The organism is Streptomyces sp. NP-1717, assembly GCF_022695985.1.
Taxonomy (GTDB): domain Bacteria; phylum Actinomycetota; class Actinomycetes; order Streptomycetales; family Streptomycetaceae; genus Streptomyces.
The window spans coordinates 15,254-31,137 of sequence record NZ_JAAPBF010000072.1 but is presented as its reverse complement, the minus strand read 5'-3'; the positions used below and the strand labels follow the sequence as shown (position 1 = coordinate 31,137).

Below are 15,884 nucleotides of genomic sequence, written 5' to 3'. Positions count from 1 at the left end.
GGCCCGCGAAACCTGCTACGGCGCCTCGCCGCGTGGTCGTCGGCCGACCGAGTACGGCCGCTCCGTCCATCACCACGGCCCTCCGCCGCGCCACGCACCGCGGCGGCCAAGGCCCGTGGCTCCCTCAGCCGTGCCAGGAGCGCCACAGCGCCGCGTACGCGCCGTCCGCCGCCACCAGCTCGTCGTGGCTGCCCAGCTCGCTGATCCGGCCCTCCTCGACGACGGCGATCACATCCGCGTCGTGCGCGGTGTGCAGCCGGTGCGCGATGGCCACGACCGTGCGGCCGTCCAGCACCTTCGCCAGCGACCGCTCCAGATGACGGGCCGCGCGCGGGTCGAGCAGCGACGTCGCCTCGTCCAGGACCAGCGTGTGCGGGTCCGCCAGCACCAGTCTCGCCAGGGCGATCTGCTGCGCCTGAGCCGGCGTCAGCGCCGTGGCGCCCGAGCCGACCTCGGTGTCCAGCCCGTCGTCGAGCGCGCGGGCCCAGCCGTCCGCGTCCACCGCGCCGAGCGCCGCCCACAGCTCCGCGTCCACCGCGTCCGTGCGGGCGAGCCGCAGATTGTCCCGCACCGAGCCGACGAAGACGTGGTGCTCCTGGTTGACCAGGGCGACATGACCGCGCACCCGCTCCGCGGGCATCCGCGACAGCTCGGCGTCGCCCAGCGCGATCCGGCCGGTCCGCGGCGCGTAGATACCGGCGAGCAGCCGCCCCAGCGTGGACTTGCCCGCGCCGGACGGTCCGACGAGGGCCACCCGGGTGCCCGGCGCCACATCCAGCGTCACCTCGTGGAGTACGTCGACGCCCTCGCGGTAGCCGAAGTCGACCCGGTCGGCGCTGACGTCCCGCCCGTGCGGCACGACGTTCTCGTCACCGTCGTCCGGCTCGATCTCGCGCACGCCGACGAGGCGGGCGAGGGACACCTGCGCCACCTGGAGCTCGTCGTACCAGCGCAGGATGAGACCGACCGGGTCGACCAGCATCTGCGCGAGCAGCGCGCCGGTCGTCAGCTGGCCGACCGTGATCCAGCCCTGGAGCACGAAGAAACCGCCGCCGACCAGCGTCGCCAGGAAGATCGTGACGTGGGTGATGTTGATGACGGGGAAGAGCACCGACCGCAGCCAGAGGTTGTACCGCTCCCACGAGGTCCACTCCTTGATGCGCCGGTCCGACAGCGCCACCCGGCGGCGGCCGAGGCGGTGCGCCTCCACGGTCCGCCCCGCGTCGATCGTCTCGGCGAGCACCGCGGCGACCGCCGCGTACCCGGCCGCCTCCGACCGGTACGCCGACGGCGCCCGCCGGAAGTACCAGCGGCAGCCCGCCACCAGCAGCGGCAGCGCCACCACCACCGCCAGCGCCAGCGGCGGCGCCGTGACGCCCAGCGCGCCGATCAGCAGGCCCGCCCACACGACGCCGATCGCCAGCTGCGGCACGGCTTCGCGCATCGCGTTGGCCAGCCGGTCGATGTCGGTGGTGATCCGGGACAGCAGATCTCCCGTGCCGGCCCGCTCCAGGACGCCGGGCGGCAGCCGTACCGACCGGACGAGGAAGTCCTCGCGCAGGTCGGCCAGCATCTCCTCACCGAGCATCGCGGCGCGCAGCCGCATCATCCGCGTGAAGACCGTCTGGAGGATCAGCGCGCCGGCGAAGACGGCGGCCGTGCGCTCCAGATGGAGCTCCTGGGCCCCCTTGGCGCCCTCGGACAGGTCCTCGACGACGCCGCCGAGCAGATACGGCCCCGTCATGGAGGCGATCACCGCGACCGCGTTGACGACGACGAGCAGGACGAACGCCTTGCGGTGGCGCCGCAGCAGCTCCAGGACATAGGTCCGTACGGTCGCCGGGCGGGCGACGGGCAGGGTCGTGGCCGACTCCGGTGCCGCCGGGTCGTACTCCGGTGGTGCCACGCCGATCATGCGGATTCCTCGATCTCTTCCAGCTGTTCGCGGGTCTTGAGCGGTGTCGGTACGTGCGTGACGTCGTCGGTCCCGTCGCCGGTGCGGCCGGCGTCGGTGCCGGACTCCGTCTCGTCGTCCGTACTGCGGGTGACGACGCCCAGATAGCGCGCGTCGTCCCGCAGCAGCTCGCGGTGCGCGCCGACGGCCGCGACCTTCCCCTCGTGGACGAACACGACGGTGTCCGCGCGGTCGAGCAGCAGCGGCGACGACGCGAACACGACCGTCGTACGGCCGCTCCGCAGCCGCCGTACGCCTTCCGCGATCCGCGCCTCCGTGTGCGAGTCCACGGCCGACGTCGGCTCGTCGAGGACCAGCACCTCCGGGTCGGCGACCAGCGAGCGGGCCAGCGCGAGCCGCTGGCGCTGCCCGCCGGAGAGCGAGCGCCCGCGCTCGGTGATGCGCGAGCGCAGCGGGTCCCCGCTGCCGTCCACCGACGCCTGCACGAGTGCGGCGAGCACGTCGTCGCACTGCGCGGCGTCCAGCGCGTCCCGGGGCCGTACGTCCCCGGACGCGGGCACGTCCAGCAGCTCGGTGAGCGTGCCGGACAGCAGCACCGGATCCTTGTCCTGTACCAGGACCGAGGCGCGCGCCGCGTCCAGCGGGAGGTCGTCGAGCGCCACCTCACCGAGCAGGACGGACGGGCTCTTCTCCTCCTCGGTCGCGTGCCCGCCCAGCCGTTCGGCGAGCCGTCCCGCGGCGTCGGGGTCGCCGCACACGACGGCGGTCAGCCGTCCCGCGCGGGCGAGCAGACCGGTGGCCGGGTCGTAGAGGTCGCCGGTGGGCCGGGAGTCGTCGAGGCCGCCGCGCTCCCCGTCGTGGGAGGTGCGCTCCAGACGCAGCACACGGGCCGCGCGCGTCGCCGAGGGGCGCGAGAAGGAGTAGGCCATGGCGATTTCCTCGAAGTGCCTGAGCGGGAAGAGCAGCAGGGTCACCGCGCTGTACACGGTCACCAGTTCGCCGACCGAGATCCGGCCGTCTCCCGCGAGGATCGCGCCGTACCAGACCACCGTGATCATCAGGACACCCGGAAGGAAGACCTGAATGGCCGAGATCAGTGCCCACATACGGGCACTGCGGACGGCCGCCCGGCGGACCTCCTGCGACGCCTCCCGGTAGCGGGTGAGGAACAGCTCCTCACCGCCGATGCCGCGCAGGACACGCAGCCCCGCCACCGTGTCGGCGGCCAGCTCCGTGGCCCGGCCGGCCTTCTCGCGCTGGACGTCGGCGCGCCGGGTGGCGCGGGGGAGCAGCGGCAGGACGGCGAGGGCCAGTACGGGCACCCCGACGGCCACCACGACGCCGATCGACGGCACGTACAGGACGAGACCGACGCAGACCACGACGACCGCGACGACGGCCGCCAGGAAACGTGACAGCGCCTCGACGAACCAGCCGATCTTCTCGACGTCGCCCGTCGAGACGGCGACGACCTCACCGGCCGCGACCCGGCGGGTCAGCGCCGAACCCAGCTCGGCGGTCTTGCGGGAGAGCAACTGCTGGACGCGGGAGGCCGCGGTGATCCAGTTGGTGACCGCCGCACGGTGGAGCATCGTGTCGCCGACGGTGATCGCGGCACCGAAGAGCGCGATGACGGCACCTGCCAGCGCGAGCCGCCCGCCCGAGCGGTCCACGACCGCCTGTACGGCGAGTCCCGCCCCCAGCGGGAGCCCGGCGACGCCGAGTTGGTGCAGCAGCCCCCAGGAGAGCGATTTGAGCTGGCCACGCAGTTGACTGCGCCCGAGCCAGTACAGGAAGCTCGGGCCCGACCGGGCATCCGGCTTCCCCGGATCGGGATACGGAAGATCGCGAATCTGCATGACGTCCCAGTGAGTCGTGGAGTGGCCCAAACCGTGCAAGGTTGTCCTTCGCGGACGGTCCGGGGCAATCGATTATTCGACTCTCGGCCACGTGCGGGTGAACGCGGCGGGGCCCGGGCGGCGCGTTCCCGCCGGCCGGGCCCCGCCGCGGCCCGAGACCGCTCGGACGGCCCCGGGGCGGCTGTTCGGCCGCTATCCGGCCGGTTTCTCCGACGGCTTCTCGGAGTCCGTGCCGGGCCGGGACTTCTTCCACTCGCCGCGGGTGAAGTCCGGAATCGGCTGCGGCGCGCCGTTCGCCTTGATGGACGCGTGGCTCAGCGGCACGGGCGCGGTCCAGGTTGCCGCGTCGTACACGTCGAAGTCGGGGACGAGGCCCAGCCGGACGCACTGCATCAGCCGGAAGACCATGATGTAGTCCATCCCGCCGTGCCCGCCCGGCGGATTCGCGTGCTCCTTCCACAGCCAGTGGTCCCACTCGGCGTACGCGGCGAAGTCGCCCCACTCGTCGTTCGTGTGGTCCGGCTCGATGTAGATGCGCTCGGGGTAGTCCTCGAAGACGCCTCTGGTACCGCCGAGGCTGTTGATGCGGCTGTAGGGATGCGGCGTCGAGACGTCGTGCTCCAGCCGGACGACCCGGCCCCTGGCCGTCCGGACCAGACTGATCGTCCGGTCGCTGTTGACGTACGTCTCCTTCCAGCTGGGATCGCCCGGCGGCATGTGCTCCTCGCGGTACTGGGCGAGGCCGAGCGCGGGTGTACCGACGCTGGTGATGCTGACGGCGCGGTCCCCGCGGTTGATGTCCAGGTAGTTGGCGACGGGCCCGAAGCCGTGGTTCGGGTAGAGGTCGCCGCGGAGCCGGGTGTGCCACAGCCGGCGCCAGGGGCCTTCGTAGTAGTCCGGGTCGAACATCAGGCCCCGAAGGTCGTGGTTGTACGCGCCCGCGCCGTGCAGCAGATCGCCGAACAGGCCCGCGTGCGCCATCCGCAGGACGCGCATCTCGTTCTTGCCGTACGCGCAGTTCTCCAGCTGCATGCAGTGGCGCCGGGTGCGCTCGGAGAGGTCGACCAGCTTCCACAGCTCGTCCAGGCGCATCGCGACCGGACACTCCACGCCGACGTGCTTGCCGGCCAGCATCGCCGCCTTGGCCATCTCGAAGTGGCTGTCCCACGGAGTCGCCACGTAGACGAAGTCGACGTCGCCGCGCGCGCAGAGCTGTTCGTAGTCGTGCTCGTCCTTCGTATAGACGGCGGGCGCCGGCTGCCCGGCCTTGACGACCTTGGCCGCGGCTGCCTGTGCCTTGTCCCGCACCGTGTCGCAGAGGGCGACCACCCGGACGCCGGGCACGGCGAGGAACAGGTCGATCATGCTGCCGCCGCGGTTGCCGAGACCGATGATGCCGACGCGTACCGTCGAGCGTCCTTCGAAGGGCACACCGGCCATGGTGCGGCCCTGGCGCTCGGGGACGGCTTGCGCCGAGGTGGCCGAAGCGGCCGCGGCGGGTTGCGTGGCCGCGGCCGTGCCGCCGCCCAGGGCGGTGAGCCCGAGACCGGCGCCGGCGACGCCCGCCGTCGTCCGGAGTGCGGAACGGCGGCTCACCGAGCCGCCGTTGTCGTCGTCCTTCTCACTGCCGGGGTTCTGCGGTGCTGCGTCGTTCATGAAGCCTCCATAGGAGCTGACGTGCGCGCGGAAGGGAACCTCGGCAAGGACCTTGGTAGTTGGGGCTGGTGGTGCGCAAGGGTCCCGTTTGGACTCTTCGATCGGACCCTTGGACTCTTCGGGACGCGCCTTCGCACGCGCCTCCGGGCGCGCTTGGAGACCGCTCCGCGGGAGCGACGGCCGGAAGCCGCCCGGCGACTCCCCTCAGCAGCGCCGCTCCGGAACGCCGTCGACCGGCCCGCCCACCAGCGCCGACAGCAGTACCCCGAGGACATCGCGCTGGTCCGCCGTCAGCGGGGCCAGGATGTCCTCGGCGGCCGACCTGCGCGCGTCGCGCAGGGCCCGCAGCACACCGCGCCCGGTCTCGGTGAGCTCGATCCGGATCACCCGGCGATTGGTCGGGTCGGGGGCGCGGCGGACACAGCCGCTCGTCTCCAGACCGTCGACCAGGCTCGTCACGGCGCGGGGCACCACTTCCAGGCGCTCGGCGAGATCCGCCATGCGCGGCGGGCTGTCGTAGAAGGCGACCGTGCGCAGCAGTCGCGACTGCGCGGGAGTGATGCCGATCGGCTCCAGATAGCGCTTCTGGACGCGGTGGAGCCGGCGGGTCAACCTCAGGAGCTGTTCGGCCAGCAGGCCGTCGGCGTCGGGGGTGGTCATGCGGGAATAATAACAGGACCAAGTACATTGTGAAGCTAGGTAACAGTGAGCTATGCTCCTGAAGGTCATTTCCCCACTTCCCGAATCCCTCGAAGGAGCCCATGAAGTCCGAACTGTCGACCTGGAAGCCCTCGGCCCGGCCCCTGGATCCGTCGCTGCCGGAACCGCCCGCGCAGCTCCGCCGTATCTTCCGGCTCTTCCGTCCCTACCGCGGCAGGCTCGCCGTCGTCGGCCTGCTCGTCGGTGCCTCGTCCCTCGTGGCCGTCGCCTCGCCCTTCATGCTGCGCGAGATCCTCGACACCGCGATCCCGCAGGGCCGCACCGGGCTGCTCAGCCTGCTCGCCCTCGGCATGATCCTCACCGCCGTCCTCAGCAGCGTCTTCGGTGTCGTCCAGACCCTCATCTCCACGACGGTCGGCCAGCGCGTGATGCACGACCTGCGGACGGCCGTCTACGCGCAGTTGCAGCGCATGCCGCTCGCGTTCTTCACCCGCACCCGCACCGGTGAGGTCCAGTCCCGGATCGCCAACGACATCGGCGGCATGCAGGCGACGGTCACCTCCACCGCCACCTCGCTGGTCTCCAACCTCACCGCCGTCATCGCCACCGTCGTCGCGATGCTCGCGCTGGACTGGCGGCTGACCGTCGTCTCGCTGCTCCTGCTGCCGGTGTTCGTGTGGATCAGCCGCCGCGTCGGCCGCGAGCGCAAGAGGATCACCCTTCAGCGGCAGAAACAGATGGCCACGATGGCCGCCACGGTCACGGAGTCGCTGTCGGTCAGCGGCATCCTCCTCGGCCGCACGATGGGGCGCGCCGACTCGCTCACCACGTCCTTCGCCGAGGAGTCCGAGCGGCTCGTCGACCTGGAAGTGCGGTCGAACATGGCGGGGCGGTGGCGGATGTCCGTCATCGGCATCGTCATGGCCGCCATGCCCGCCGTCATCTACTGGGCGGCGGGCTTCGTCCTCCAGTCCGGCGGCACGGCCGTCTCCATCGGTACGCTCGTCGCCTTCGTCTCCCTCCAGCAGGGACTCTTCCGCCCCGCCGTGAGTCTGCTCGCCACCGGCGTGCAGATGCAGACGTCGCTCGCGCTCTTCCAGCGCATCTTCGAATATCTCGACCTGCCCGTCGACATCACCGAACCCGCCAAGCCGGTCGCGCTCGACACGGTCCGGGGCGAAGTCCGCTTCGACGGCGTCGACTTCAGCTACGACGAGAAGGACGGGAACACCCTCCACGGCATCGACCTGACCGTCCCCGCCGGAGGCAGTCTCGCCGTCGTCGGTCCCACGGGATCGGGCAAGTCGACCCTCAGCTATCTCGTGCCGCGCCTGTACGACGTGACGGGAGGCCGGGTGCTGCTCGACGGGGTCGATGTACGCGACCTGAGCTTCGAGACCCTCGCCCGCGCGGTCGGCGTCGTGTCGCAGGAGACGTATCTCTTTCACGCCTCGGTCGCCGACAACCTCCGCTTCGCGAAGCCGGACGCCACGGACGCGGAGATCGAGACGGCCGCCAGGGCCGCGCAGATCCACGACCACATCGCCTCCCTGCCCGACGGGTACGACACCCTGGTCGGCGAGCGCGGCTACCGCTTCTCCGGAGGCGAGAAGCAGCGCCTCGCGATCGCCCGCACCATCCTGCGCGACCCACCCGTCCTCGTGCTCGACGAGGCGACCAGTGCGCTCGACACCCGTACCGAACACGCGGTCCAGCAGGCCATCGACGCCCTCTCCGAGGGCCGTACGACCCTCACCATCGCGCACCGGCTCTCGACGGTGCGCGACGCCGACCAGATCGTCGTCCTGGACGCGGGGCGCGTCGCCGAGCGCGGCACGCACCAGGAGCTGCTCGACCGCGACGGGCGGTACGCGGCGCTCGTCCGCCGGGACGGCGCGGTGCCGACGGCGCCGCCCCCGGAGGCGGACGCACGCGTGAGCGCCTGACGCGCCGCCGGACGCACCGTCCCCGGCGCACGGTGGCGCCGCCGCTCCCGGGCTCGCACACCACCCCGTTCGAGGTGCCGAAATCAGCGCTTTGTCCGGGTTAGCGTGCCGGTATGAAGAACAGACTCCCGCGCGTGCCCTCGAAGTACCGGCCCCGCCTGACCCGCCGGGGCCGGCTGGTTCTGATCGCGGGCGCGGTGGTGGCCGTCGCCACGGCCGTGCTCGTGCCGCTGCTGCTGACCGGAGAGCCACCCGCCGGGGAGAAGAAGACGGTGTCGCTGCTCGTCCCCGAGGGGCGGCGGGCCACCCAGGTGTACGCGTCGGTCGACGAGGTCCTCGACGTCGCGCCCGGCACCACCGAGAAGGCGGCGACCGCGACCCGGCTCGAACTCCCCGGCGCCGCCCGGCGCAACCCCGAGGGATATCTCTTCCCGGCCACCTATCCGGTCGAGGCCGGCGCGACCCCGGGCGGACTGCTCGGCTACATGGTCGACACCGCGCAGGAGCGCTTCGGCGCCGACCGTGTCACCGCGGGCGCCCGGCGCAACGGCGTGAGCGTCTATCAGACCGTGACGATCGCCAGCATCGTGCAGGCCGAGGCCGACACACCCGCCGACATGGGCCGGGTGGCGCGGGTCGTGCACAACCGGCTGGCCAGGGACATGCCGCTGCAGATGGACTCGACCCTCAACTACGCGCTGAACCGCAGCACGTTGGACACCACGCACTCCGACACGAAGACCGCGAGCCCGTACAACACCTACGAGTCCAGGGGTCTGCCGCCCACGCCGATCGGCAACCCGGGGGAGGAGGCGATGAACGCGGCGATCAACCCGCCGCGGGGCGACTGGCTGTACTTCGTGACCGTGGCGGCGGGGGACACCCGCTTCACCGCCGACTACGCCGAACACCAGCGCAACGTCGCGGAGTTCAACGCCAACAGAAGCGCCGCGGAAGACTGAGCGCCCGGTCGGCGGTCAGGGGACGAGCACGGGTTCGCGCGCCAGCAGCGCCCGGATCCCGCGTACGGCCGCCCGCCCCGCCCGGTTGGCGCCGATCGTGGAGGCCGACGGCCCGTACCCGACCAGATGGACGCGCTCGTCCCGTACGGCCCGCGTGTCCTCGACCCGGATCCCGCCACCGGGCTCGCGCAGCCGCAGCGGCGCCAGATGGTCGATCGCCGGGCGGAAACCGGTGGCCCAGAGGATCACATCGGCCTCGATGTACCGCCCGTCGTCCCAGGCCACACCGGACGGGGTGATCCGGTCGAACATCGGCAGCCGGTCCAGCACCCCCCGCTCCCGCGCCCGTTCGATCGCCTCGTTCACCGGCAGCCCCGTCACCGACACCACACTGCGCGGCGGGAGCCCCGCCCGTACCCGCTCCTCCACCAGCGCGACGGCCTCCCGCCCCTGCTCCTCGCCGAACGGCCCCTCCCGGAAGACCGGTGGCCGGCGCGTGACCCATGTCGTCTCCGCGGCCACGTCCGCGATCTCCATCAGATGCTGTGTCCCGGAAGCCCCGCCACCGACGACGACCACCTGCAGCCCGGCGAACGCGCCGGGTCCGGGATAGCCCGCCGTGTGCAGTTGGCGGCCCCGAAAGGTCTCCTGCCCCCGATAGCGCGGCCAGAAGGGCCGGTCCCAGGTGCCCGTGGCGTTGATCAGCGCCCGCGCCGACCAGAGACCGTCCGACGTCTCGACACGCAGCCGTCCGCCGTCGCCCTCGCGCACCGCCGTCACATCCACGGGCCGGCGCACCCGCAGGCCGAACCGCTCCTCGTACGCGGTGAAATAGCCCCCGACGACCTCGGACGACGGCCGCGACTCGTCGGCGCCGGTCAACTCCATGCCCGGCAGTGCGTGCATCCCGTGGATCTTCCCGTACGTGAGCGAGGGCCACCGGAACTGCCAGGCACCGCCCGGCCGCGGGGCATGGTCGAGGGTGACGAAGTCCCGGTCGGGCACCAGCCCGGTGCGCCGCAGATGGTAGGCGCTCGACAGACCCGCCTGTCCCGCGCCGATGATCACGACGTCCACGTCCCGTGCCCCGCCGGTCTGCGCCGGTCCGGCCGTCTCTGCCACCCCGAAGTCGTTCACGTTTCTACCAACAGTCGTGGGTTCCCGGATCATCCCGCACGCGAACACCTCTCGGGCGCGGCAGGATGGGACCCATGTCCGACGCCTTCACCACCAGGATCGTGAACGTTCCCACCGGCACCGACGAGGCGGTGACCGACCTGACCCACCTGTGCGAACAGTTCCTCCGCGAGACCGCGCCCGGCCGCGACGGGCTCCTCCACGTCTTCGTCCCGCACGCCACGGCCGGGGTGGCCGTCATCGAGACGGGCGCGGGCAGCGACGATGACCTGCTCGCCGCACTGCACACCCTGCTCCCCGCCGACGACCGCTGGCAGCACCGCCACGGCTCCCCGGGCCACGGCCGCGACCACGTCCTGCCCGCCCTGGTCCCGCCCCACGCGACCCTCCCGGTGATCGCCGGCCGCCTGGAACTGGGCACCTGGCAATCCGTCTGCCTGGTCGACACGAACGTCGACAACCCGGAGCGCGAGGTCCGGCTCAGCTTCCTCGGCTGACCCGGCCCGTAGTCTGTGCCCGTGCCCGCCCCCCGACCGCATCGCGCCGCCGTCCTCGTGCTGGAAGGCGCGAAACCGCTCGACGTGGGCATCCCCGCGCAGGTGTTCACGACCCGCGAGAGCATGCCGTACGAGGTACGGGTGTGCGGTGCGGCCCCCGGTCTGGTGGCCGGTGGTGACGGTCTGTCGTACCACGTCGCCCACGGGCTCGACGCACTCGCGTGGGCCGACATCGTCTTCGTCCCCGGCTACCGCTTTCCCGACCGTGACGACCCACCGCCGGAGGTCGTCGAGGCGCTGATCGACGCCCACCGCGGGGGCGCCCGGCTCGCCGCCATCTCGACCGGCGCCTTCGCGCTCGCCGCCACGGGCCTGCTCGACGGCCGGCGCGCCACGACCCACTGGCACTACACACGAGCACTCGCGGCCAGGTATCCGCTCGTCCGGGTCGACGAGAACGTGCTGTTCGTCGACGAGGGCAGCGTGCTGACGTCGGCCGGCGCCGCCTCCGGCATCGACCTGTGCCTGCACATCCTGCGCTCCGAACTCGGCGTGGCCGCGTCCAACCACGCGGCCCGGCGCCTCGTCGCGGCCCCCTACCGCAGCGGCGGCCAGGCGCAGTACGTGCCGCGCCGGGTGCCCGAACCGCTCGGCGAGCGGTTCGCCGCCACCCGCGAGTGGGCGCTGCGCCGGCTCGACGAGCCCCTCAGCCTCAAGTCGCTCGCCCGGCACGCGGCGGTGTCGCCGCGCACGTTCTCGCGGCGCTTCGTCGAGGACACCGGGTACACGCCGATGCAGTGGGTCATGCGGGCCCGCGTCGACATGGCCCGGGAACTGCTGGAGCGTTCGGAGCGCAGCATCGAGCAGATCGCCGCGGACGTCGGTCTCGGCACCGGCGCGAACCTGCGGACACACTTCCAGGGAACCCTCGGCACCACGCCGAGCGCCTACCGGCGGACCTTCGCCCCGGGCGAGTAGCCCGCGGCCCTACCGTCCCGCCGTTTGGCACGATCCTTTCGAACCATGGCGTTCACGCCGCCGCCACGCGTTCACGCCGCGCGCGAGCCTGGTGGGGAACCGAAGGGACACCACTCATGACTCGTATCGCCATCAACGGATTCGGCCGCATCGGACGCAACGCGCTGCGCGTACTGCTCGCACGCGACAGCGACCTCGACATCGTGGCCGTCAACGACCTCACGCAACCGGCCGACCTCGCACGGCTGCTCGCCTTCGACACGACGGCCGGCCGGCTCGGCCGCCCGGTCACCGCCGACGACGACGCCCTCGTCGTGGACGGACGCCGCATCACCGTGCTCGCGGAGCGCGACCCGGCGCGCCTCCCGTGGGCCGAACTCGGCGTCGACATCGTCCTGGAGTCCACCGGCCGCTTCACCTCGGCCGACGCCGCCCGCGCCCACCTCACGGCGGGCGCGAGGAAGGTGCTCGTCAGCGCGCCGTCGGCCGGAGCCGACGCCACCGTCGCGTACGGGGTCAACACCGAGGCGTACGACCCGGCCGCGCACACGATCGTCTCCAACGCCTCGTGCACGACCAACGCCCTCGCGCCCCTGGCCGCGGTGCTCGACGACCTCGCCGGCATCGAGCACGGCTTCATGACGACCGTCCACGCCTACACCCAGGAACAGAACCTCCAGGACGCTCCCCACCGCGACGCCCGCCGCGCCCGCGCCGCCGCCGTCAACATCGTGCCGACCACGACCGGCGCCGCCAAGGCGATCGGCCTCGTGCTGCCGAACCTCGACGGCAGACTGTCGGGCGACTCGATCCGCGTACCGGTGCCGGTGGGCTCGATCGTCGAACTCAACACGACCGTCGCCCGCGACGTGTCGCGCGACGACGTGCTGGCGGCCTACCGCGCCGCGGCGGAAGGACCCCTCGCCGGCATCCTCGAATACTCCGACGACGCACTCGTGTCGTCCGACATCACCGGCAACCCGGCCTCGGCGATCTTCGACTCGGCCCTCACCCGCGTCGACGGCCGCCACATCAAGGTGGTCGCCTGGTACGACAACGAGTGGGGTTTCTCCAACCGCCTGATCGACACACTGGAACTGCTGGCCCGCTGACCGGTCGCCGGGGACCGTCCGGTGCGCCCCGGCGCAGTGACTCGCGCCGGCACGGCTCGACGGACGCCCAGTCACCGATTACCGCGCCGTCGTGGCGGGCACGCTGGTGGCGATCGTGCCGCTGATCGTCGTTCCGTGCGCCCGCCAGGGCCGAAGGGGTTCCCTTGCCTTCCTCGTACGTCGAAGACCCCGCCCCCGGCCACGGTTCGTCGCCGCCCCGTGCCGCCTTCCGTTCCGACGCGCCCGCGCTGAGTCTCAACGGCGAGTGGCGGTTCCTGCTCTCGCCGACGGCGCGGGCGGCGCCGGAGGGGATCGAACGGGAGGACTTCGACGACCGGCACTGGTGCGGCATCCCCGTCCCCGGCCACTGGCAGCTCAACGGCCACGGCAGTCCCGCCTACACCAACGTCCGCTATCCCTTCCCGGTCGACCCGCCCCATGTGCCGTCCGACAACCCGACAGGTGACCACCGGCTGGTCTTCGACCTGCCCGACGACTGGACCGACCAGCCGGCCGTCCTGCGCTTCGACGGCATCGACTCCTGCGGGCGCGTCTGGCTCAACGGCACCGAACTGGGCGTGACCAAGGGCAGCAGGCTCCCCGCGGAGTTCGACGTGGGCCCCCTGCTGCGCCGGCGCGGCAATCTCCTCGCCGTACGAGTGCACCAGTGGTCCGCCGGGAGCTATCTGGAGGACCAGGACATGTGGTGGCTGTCCGGCATCTTCCGCGACGTCACCCTGCTCGCGCGCCCGGCGGGCGGAGTCCGGGACTACACGGTCGACGCCGGCTACGACCACCTCACCGCACGGGGCACGCTCCGCCTCGACGCCGACAGCGACGTACGCCTCAGCGTCCCCGAACTCGGGATCACCGCCCTGCCCGCAGGGGAACAGGCCGAGTTGGCGGACATACAGCCGTGGAGCGCCGAGGAACCCCGGCTGTACGAGGGCGAGGTCCACACCGACACCGAACGTGTCCCCGTACGTATCGGCTTCCGCACCGTCACCGTCGAGGACGGCCAACTCAAGGTGAACGGCCGCCGCATCGTCTTCCGCGGCGTCAACCGCCACGAATTCCACCCCGAGTCGGGACGCGTCGTGCCCCGCGAGTTCGCCGTGGCCGACATCGAACTCATGAAACGGCACAACGTCAACGCCGTCCGCACCAGCCACTACCCGCCCGACCCCGCGTTCCTGGATCTGTGCGACACCTACGGCCTGTGGGTCATCGACGAGAACGACCTGGAGACGCACGGTTTCTGCGAACTCGGCTGGGAGGGCAACCCCAGCGACGACCCCCGGTGGGCGGACGCCTTCGTGGACCGGATGCGCCGCATGGTCGAGCGGGACAAGAACCACCCCTCGGTCGTCCTGTGGTCGCTCGGCAACGAGGCGGGCACCGGCCGCAATCTGGCCGCCGCCGCCGAGTGGGCCCATCGGCGCGACCCCACCCGCCCCCTGCACTACGAGGGCGACAGCGACTGCTCCTACACCGACGTCCACAGCCGGATGTACGCCGACCACGACGAGGTGGACCGCATCGGACAGGGCCTCGCGGGACCTGAGCGGGCCCGCGAACTGCCCTTCATCCTCTGCGAGTTCGGCCATGCGATGGGCAACGGCCCCGGCGGCCTGCTGGAGTACCGCGACCTGTTCGAGCGCCACCCGCGCTGCCAGGGCGGCTTCGTATGGGAGTGGATCGACCACGGACTGGCCCGGCACGACGCGGGAGGACGCGCCCACTTCGCGTACGGCGGAGACTTCGGCGAGCCCCTGCACGACGGCAACTTCGTGATCGACGGGGTCGTCCACCCCGACCGCACGCCGTCCCCCGCCCTCGCCGAGTTCGCGAAGGTCTTCGAACCGGTGCGGATCACGGCGGCCGACGGCGCGCTGCGCGTCACCAACCACTACGACATCGCGTCGACGGCGCATCTCGACTTTTCCTGGACGCTGGAGGAGGAGGGCGTCGAGGTCGCGGGCGGAGCCCTCGCCGTGCCGCCACTCGCCGCCGGCGCCAGTACGGATCTGCCGCTGCCCGACCTGCCCGCCACGGGGGCGGAGAGCTGGCTCACCGTACGGGCCGCTCTCGCCGCCGACACCTCATGGGCACCGGCCGGGCACGTCGTCGCCTGGGGCCAGAGCCTCATCGGTCCGAAGCCGGCCCCCGCCGCACCCGCCGCCGGCGCCGCTGTGGTGGTGTCGGACTCGGAACTGCGCCTGGGGCCCGGCCTGTTCGACCGGGCGACCGGTCGACTGACCGCGCTCGGCGATCTCACCGTCGAGGGTCCCCGGCTCGATCTGTGGCGTGCCCCCACCGACAACGACCGCAGCTCCGGCGACCCCGACGAAGCGCGATGGCGGGCCGCGGGGCTGCACCGGGCGCAGCACCGGCTCGTGGGCGTCGAACTCCTCGGCGACACCCTCGTCGTACGCACCAGGGTCGCCCCGGCCGGTCACGGCTTCGGGATGCGGGCCGACCACCACTGGAGCGCCGACGAGCGGAGCCTGCGACTGCGCCTGGACATCGAACCCGAGGGCACCTGGCCGTGCACACTGCCCAGGCTCGGGGTACGCATGACCCTGCCCGGCGCCCTCGGCCGGGCCGAGTGGTTCGGGCGCGGACCGGGGGAGGCGTACGCCGACAGCCGGCAGGCCGCCCGGATCGGCCGCTTCACCAGCACCGTCGACGCCCTTCAGACGCCGTACGTCTTCCCCCAGGAGAACGGAAACCGCATCGACCTGCGGTGGCTGCGGCTGACATCCGCCGACGGGGCGGGCCTGCGGGTCGACGGCGAACCCGCCTTCGCCTTCACCGCCCGACGCTGGACGTCCGAGCAACTCGACGCCGCGACCCACACCACCGACCTGGAGCCCGGCGGGACCGTCGTGCTCAACCTCGACCTCGCGCAGAACGGCCTCGGGTCGGCCTCCTGCGGCCCGGGTGTGCTGCCCCGGTACCGCCTGCACGCGGACAGGGCGTCCCTCACGCTCACCTTCACTCCCTTGGCGCGGCCCGGTGCCTGAGACCGCTCCTTCCTCCAGCCCCACGCTCTGGTGGGCACGGCCCGCCGCCGTCGGCCGGCGGTGAGGGTGTCCCGGCCGGTACGCCTGCCCGCAGGCACCCGCGCCGCCGGTTGTCAGTGGCATGCGCTTGAATCGC

General features: G+C 72.2%; 11 protein-coding genes. 6 read left to right on the top strand and 5 right to left on the bottom strand.

Annotated elements, in window-relative coordinates; translation table 11 throughout:
- Window positions 1–124: 124 nt before the first annotated feature.
- The 4 genes from GXP76_RS17105 to GXP76_RS17090 all read right to left on the bottom strand — a co-directional run bounded on the left by GXP76_RS17105 (window position 125) and on the right by GXP76_RS17090 (window position 6,090).
- Window positions 125–1,915 (bottom strand): ABC transporter ATP-binding protein, encoded by a 1,791-nt coding sequence (locus GXP76_RS17105; protein ID WP_242572397.1) that lies wholly within the window; start codon window positions 1,913–1,915, stop codon window positions 125–127.
- Window positions 1,912–3,774: an ABC transporter ATP-binding protein gene (locus GXP76_RS17100; protein ID WP_242572396.1), complete on the bottom strand. Its 1,863-nt coding sequence runs from the start codon at window positions 3,772–3,774 to the stop codon at window positions 1,912–1,914. Before GXP76_RS17100 ends, GXP76_RS17105 begins: the two co-directional genes overlap by 4 nt.
- A 192-nt stretch (window positions 3,775–3,966) precedes the next feature.
- Window positions 3,967–5,430, bottom strand: a complete 1,464-nt coding sequence (locus tag GXP76_RS17095) for a Gfo/Idh/MocA family protein (protein ID WP_242572395.1) — start codon at window positions 5,428–5,430, stop codon at window positions 3,967–3,969.
- A gap of 204 nt (window positions 5,431–5,634) precedes the next feature.
- Entirely contained in the window at window positions 5,635–6,090 is a 456-nt protein-coding gene (locus GXP76_RS17090; RefSeq protein ID WP_147875833.1) for a MarR family winged helix-turn-helix transcriptional regulator, read from the bottom strand.
- A gap of 101 nt (window positions 6,091–6,191) precedes the next feature.
- Here GXP76_RS17090 and GXP76_RS17085 point away from each other — a divergent pair, with 101 nt between their 5' ends.
- Complete coding sequence (locus tag GXP76_RS17085) at window positions 6,192–8,036, top strand: NovA family novobiocin export ABC transporter (protein WP_242572394.1); 1,845 nt, start codon at window positions 6,192–6,194, stop codon at window positions 8,034–8,036.
- A gap of 113 nt (window positions 8,037–8,149) precedes the next feature.
- Window positions 8,150–8,998, top strand: a complete 849-nt coding sequence (gene mltG, locus GXP76_RS17080; protein ID WP_242572393.1) for an endolytic transglycosylase MltG — start codon at window positions 8,150–8,152, stop codon at window positions 8,996–8,998.
- Window positions 8,999–9,013: 15 nt separating this feature from the next.
- Here mltG and GXP76_RS17075 read toward each other — a convergent pair whose 3' ends face one another.
- Window positions 9,014–10,135 (bottom strand): NAD(P)-binding domain-containing protein, encoded by a 1,122-nt coding sequence (locus tag GXP76_RS17075; protein WP_242572392.1) that lies wholly within the window; start codon window positions 10,133–10,135, stop codon window positions 9,014–9,016.
- A 74-nt stretch (window positions 10,136–10,209) separates the two neighbouring features.
- Here GXP76_RS17075 and GXP76_RS17070 point away from each other — a divergent pair, with 74 nt between their 5' ends.
- From GXP76_RS17070 to GXP76_RS17055, 4 genes are all read left to right on the top strand, one after another.
- The gene (locus GXP76_RS17070) at window positions 10,210–10,632 is read left to right on the top strand and encodes a YjbQ family protein (RefSeq protein ID WP_242572391.1); all 423 of its coding nucleotides are present in this window, start codon (window positions 10,210–10,212) and stop codon (window positions 10,630–10,632) included.
- Between the two features lie 21 nt (window positions 10,633–10,653).
- Window positions 10,654–11,610: a GlxA family transcriptional regulator gene (locus GXP76_RS17065; RefSeq protein ID WP_242572390.1), complete on the top strand. Its 957-nt coding sequence runs from the start codon at window positions 10,654–10,656 to the stop codon at window positions 11,608–11,610.
- 116 nt (window positions 11,611–11,726) lie between these two features.
- A complete protein-coding gene (gene gap, locus GXP76_RS17060) occupies window positions 11,727–12,722 on the top strand; it encodes a type I glyceraldehyde-3-phosphate dehydrogenase (RefSeq protein WP_242572389.1) in 996 nt (331 codons plus the stop codon).
- 164 nt (window positions 12,723–12,886) lie between these two features.
- Window positions 12,887–15,748 (top strand): glycoside hydrolase family 2 TIM barrel-domain containing protein, encoded by a 2,862-nt coding sequence (locus tag GXP76_RS17055; protein WP_242572388.1) that lies wholly within the window; start codon window positions 12,887–12,889, stop codon window positions 15,746–15,748.
- Window positions 15,749–15,884 lie beyond the last annotated feature (136 nt).